This is a genomic window from Streptomyces sp. CNT372 (genome assembly GCF_000377145.1).
Window position 1 is genome coordinate 1 of record NZ_KB897804.1, and the last position, 3,598, is coordinate 3,598.

The 3,598-nt window shown below is 72.2% G+C and carries 2 protein-coding genes and 1 pseudogene; 2 read left to right on the forward strand and 1 reads right to left on the reverse strand.

The window, feature by feature from the left end:
* Positions 1–138: 138 nt before the first annotated feature.
* Positions 139–507, forward strand: a pseudogene (locus tag C593_RS34045) (cupin domain-containing protein); the annotation flags it as partial.
* 294 nt (positions 508–801) lie between these two features.
* Here C593_RS34045 and C593_RS0128300 read toward each other — a convergent pair.
* Positions 802–1,278, reverse strand: a complete 477-nt coding sequence (locus C593_RS0128300) for a VTT domain-containing protein (RefSeq protein WP_018850692.1) — start codon at positions 1,276–1,278, stop codon at positions 802–804.
* Positions 1,279–1,572: 294 nt separating this feature from the next.
* Here C593_RS0128300 and C593_RS0128305 point away from each other — a divergent pair, with 294 nt between their 5' ends.
* Positions 1,573–3,534 (forward strand): acyl-CoA dehydrogenase family protein, encoded by a 1,962-nt coding sequence (locus tag C593_RS0128305; protein WP_018850693.1) that lies wholly within the window; start codon positions 1,573–1,575, stop codon positions 3,532–3,534.
* The last annotated feature ends 64 nt before the right edge of the window (positions 3,535–3,598 follow it).

Genomic DNA, 3,598 nt, shown 5'->3' on the forward strand with positions numbered 1-3,598 from the left:
ATGCGTACCGGACCACCAGTCACCGTACCGAGATACTGGCCTCAATGCGTACCGGACCACCAGTCTCCGTACGGACCACCGGACGAGTGCCACTCGGACTGAGACTTCCCCCGGGTGGCCGGTGCGGGCTTCCACGAGGTGCTGTCGGGCACGTGCCGGCCGGCCCCGCTGCAAGACACGGCCCACCGGCCGCCCCTCCCGCTCGGCCCGGGCGACGTGGTCTTCCTGCGGGACGGGCGCGGTCACACCCTGGCCGACCACCCCGACACCCCCTCCGAGGCCGACCGGGCCACGCAGTACAGCCCGGGCCCACCACGCGGCACGGCCACCGTCGGCGGCGAGGGCGCCGCCACCGACCTGCTGCACGGCAACAACCACCCCGACCAGGCCCGCCCCCACCCCCTCGTACGGCAGCCGCCACAGCTCATCCAGCTGCCCGCGAGCCCCTCCCAGCACCCCGAACCGGCCACGGCCGTAAAGCTATTGCGCACAGAACTGGAACAGCCGCGGCCCGGCTCCACGGACATCGCGCCGGCACTGATCGATTCGCTGCTCCCGTACATCCTGCACGGCCTGGCTGGAACAACACCCGGCCGCGCAGCCCAAGAGCTGGGCCACCGCCCTCCGCGACGCGGAGCAGGCCGGCGACCAGGCCGGACATGGCCGGCCGGACCATGTCCTGGAGTTGCGGGACGCAGAAGGCGGAGGCGAGGCCCGTACCGGGGGGCCAGGACGGTGAAGACGACGATCCGGGCCAGGTGGCGACCTCACCGGCGAACCCCGACGCCGACCGCCCAGCGGCTAATCGGCCACAGTGCCGGCGGAGGACCGGGCCGCACTTCTTCTGCGGTGGACGATCACCCCGCCCACCCCCAGGAGCAGCACGGCCACGGCCGACACGCCGAGGGCCGTCCGCTCGCCGAAGAGCCTTCCCAGCACGGAGAGGACCCCGAGGCCCGCGGTCGCGTAGACCAGGGCCCAGGCCGCGCCGCCGACGAAGAGGGCGGGGAGGTAGCGCGACAGGGGCATGCGCATGCTGCCCGCGAGGAAGTTCGCGGCGGTCTGGAAGCCGACGGTCAAAAAGGACACCGCCACGACCGGTGCGCCCCACCGCTGGATGGCCCGCTCGGCGCGCTGGAACGTCGCGGAGGAGAGCCGGGCGGCGAACCTGCTGCGCCGGGCGCCGGCGCCGGACAGCCACCCGACGGCGAAGGTTCCGCCCGCCCGCAGCAGGACGATCACGTACAGGGCGCCGGCGGTGAGCGCGACCTTACCCATGGCGCCCCGTTCCGGGCACAGGACCGGGGGCCGCGTCCCTGGTCATCCGCGGAGGCGTCCCGCCCGCGGCGGGAGCGCGACGCACACAGACCCGGTCACCGTGTCTCACCTGCGCGCCTGTCTCCTTCGGGTTCCCACCCGCGGTGCGCTTCCCGGACCCGACACCAAGCCGCTGCACGCAGGCAAGGGCAGCCTAACCGACTGCCCGTACGTCACGGCGGGCCACCCCGGCAACGGGCTCCGCCGAATGATCACCGCGGGTTGATCCGTACGGGCCGGGGGTAGCGGAGGGCCATGGCATCCGACGACTCCTCCGCCGCGGTGAGCGGGTACACGCAGCCCGAGATCGACGTCAAGGCCCTGGCCGCCCTTCTCGACGGGGGGTACGGCGGAATCCGCGCCCTGGTGCGGTCCGGTCTGGTGGAGCATGCCTGCGTCCTGGAGGACGCCGAGCGGCTCGGTACGGACGCGTTCCGAGAGCGGGTGCGGGACGTGGTGGCCGAGCTGGCCCGGACGGGCCGGACGGGGATGGGGTTTCCGGCTGCGTACGGCGGTGGCGACGATGTCGGCGCCTCGGTCGCCGCCTTCGAGACCCTCGCGTTCGGCGATCTGTCCGTGCTGGTCAAGGTCGGGGTCCAGTTCGGGCTGTTCGGCGGGGCCATTCTGCATCTGGGCACCGGGCGGCACCACGACGCCTACCTCCCGGACGTGGTGGCCGGGCGGCTGCTGGGCTGCTTCGCGATGACCGAGACCGGGCACGGCTCCAACGTCCAGGCGCTCGGCACGATCGCCCGGTACGACGCGGGCGCCCAGGAGTTCGTCGTCACCACCGAGGGGGACGCCGCCCGCAAGGACTACATCGGGAACGCGGCCCGGCACGCCGAACTGGCGGTGGTCTTCGCACAGCTGGAGGTGGGCGGGCAGTCCCGCGGCGTGCACGCGCTGGTCGTCCCCCTGCGGTCCGGGGGCAGGGTCCTGCCGGGCGTGGAGATCGAGGACGACGGCCGCAAGATGGGCCTCAACGGCGTCGACAACGGCCGTATCCGCTTCAACGGGGTCCGGGTGCCGCGCGAGGCGCTGCTCAACCGCTTCGCGGACGTCACCCCCGACGGCGTGTACACCAGTTCCATCGACAGCCCCGACCGGCGCTTCTTCACCATGCTCGGCACCCTGGTCCAGGGCCGGGTCTGCGTCGGCGGCGCCGGGGTGAACGTCGCCAAGGTCGCCCTCACCCTCGCCGTCAGGTACGGGGTACGGCGGCGCCAGTTCGAGGCGTCGCCGGGGGCGCCCGAACGGCTGCTGCTGGACTACGGACTGCACCAGCGGCGGCTGCTGCCCCTGCTGGCCCGCACGTACGCGCTGCACTTCGCGCAGGACGTGGTCCGGCGGCAGCTGCACGACGTGTTCTCCGGCGGCGGGGACGATCCGCGGGCACGACGGCGGCTGGAGTCGCGGGCCGCCGGGACGAAGGCGCTCGGCACCTGGCACGCCACCCGCACAGTGCAGGAGTGCCGGGAGGCGTGCGGCGGCGCCGGCTACCTGGCAGTGAACCGCTTCGCGGCCCTCAGGGCCGACAGCGATGTCTTCACCACCTTCGAGGGCGACAACCACGTGCTCCTCCAGCTGGTCGCGAAGGGCCTGCTGACCGACTACGCGGGCGAGTTCGAGGACCTGGACCCGCTGGGTATCGTCCGTTACGTGACCGGGCAGGCCGTCGAGACGCTCATCGAGAAGACGTCCGTGCACAACCTGCTGGAACGCGTCCGCGATCTGCTGCCCGGCGGTGACGAATGGGACCAGGAGGCGGGGCTGCTCGACCCGGAGTACCAACTGGCGATGCTGCGCTACCGGGAGGAACACATGCTCGCCGGGCTCGCACGCCGGCTGAAGCACGGTGCCGACCACAAGCGCCATCCCGCAGCTGTCTACTCCCAGGTGCAGGACCATGCCATCGCCCTGGCCCACGCCCACGTCGAACGGCTCATGCTGGAGGCGTTCGTCGACACCTTCCGCGCCATGCCCGACGGAGGCAACAAGGTCGCAGCAGGACTGCTGTGCGACCTGTTCGCGCTCTCCACAATCGAAGCGGACCGGGCCTGGTTCATGGAACACGGCCGGCTGACCGCGCAACGGTCCAAGGCCATCAGCCGGGAAGTGAACGACCTCTGCCGCAAGGTCCGGCCACTGGCCGTCGACCTGGTCGACGCCTGGAACATCCCACCCGAACTGCTACGGGCCCCGGACCTCCTGACGTGACACCCGCCCCGCAGCCGGCACACGGACGGGCAAAAGGACCGGACAAGAAACACACGGACCGACG